This window comes from Spirillospora sp. NPDC000708 (assembly GCF_040299565.1).
GTDB lineage: Bacteria > Actinomycetota > Actinomycetes > Streptosporangiales > Streptosporangiaceae > Spirillospora.
Genome location: NZ_JBEPCJ010000261.1, coordinates 1 through 1,026, shown reverse-complemented (window position 1 = coordinate 1,026; position 1,026 = coordinate 1). Strand labels below are relative to the sequence as shown.

The 1,026-nt window shown below is 68.2% G+C and carries 1 protein-coding gene; it reads right to left on the bottom strand.

The window, feature by feature from the left end; all coding sequences use genetic code 11:
- Nucleotides 1-11 precede the first annotated feature (11 nt).
- Nucleotides 12-914, bottom strand: coding sequence for an IS5 family transposase (locus ABT299_RS52865; RefSeq protein WP_500255503.1), 903 nt, complete (start codon nt 912-914; stop codon nt 12-14).
- Between the last annotated feature and the right edge of the window lie 112 nt (nt 915-1,026).

Below are 1,026 nucleotides of genomic sequence, written 5' to 3'. Positions count from 1 at the left end.
TAGGGCGTGTCTCAAAGGCAGGTCAGCCAATCGTTGATGACGGCGATGTGGAGGACGGCCTCGTAGCGGACGGCGACCTTGTCATACCGCGTGGCCACGGCACGGTGGCGTTTTAGCCGGTTGATGGCGCATTCGACGGCGTGCCGCTGCCGGTAGTCCAGCTTGCAGAACACCGGTGGGCGTCCACCACGGCTGCCTCGCTTGGTGCGGTTTCGGGCCTGGTCGGCCTTGACCGGGATGGTGCACTTGATGCCGCGTCTGCGCAGGTAGGCGCGGTTGGCCCGGGAACTGTAGGCCTTATCGGCACGGACCCGGTCGGGCCGGCTGCGAGGACGTCCCGGCCCGAGGCGGGGCACACTGATGTGCTCCAGGACAGCCCGGAACTGCGGGGAGTCACCACGCTGACCGGCGGTGACCAGCAGCGACAGCACCTTCTGGCCCTGCTCGCACGACAGGTGGACCTTGGTGGTCAGGCCGCCACGCGAACGCCCCAGCGCGTGGTCGGCGGGCTCACCACCGCCGGGGGCGGGAGGTTCGGCCTGCTCATCGGGACGGGTACGGGCACCGGCCGCATGCTGGTGGGCCCTGGCGATGGTGGAGTCCACACTCACCTGCCAGCAGATCAGCCCGGCCGCGTCCGCCCGCCCTTGCAGGCCGGCGACGATTCGCGCCCACACTCCCGCCCGCTGCCACCGGCGGAACAACGCATACACCGCCTGCCACGAGCCATAACATTCCGGGACGTCCCGCCACGGTGCTCCGACCCGCACCCGCCAGCGGATCCCGTCGATGAGCTGCCTTTTCGTCCATTGCGACGGCCGACCCGGACCCTTGGGGACCGGCAGCAGCGGCTCCAGCACCGCCCACTGCCCATCGGTCAGGTCGAACCGCCGCGTCACCGCTAGGGTGGCCACGAGGTCTCCGGTATTACAGGTTCTTCTTCGTCGATGAACCCATCTACCGGAGACCTCTCTACTTAGAGATCACGACACACCGTCACACACCCGACTTCGAGACACGGCCTAG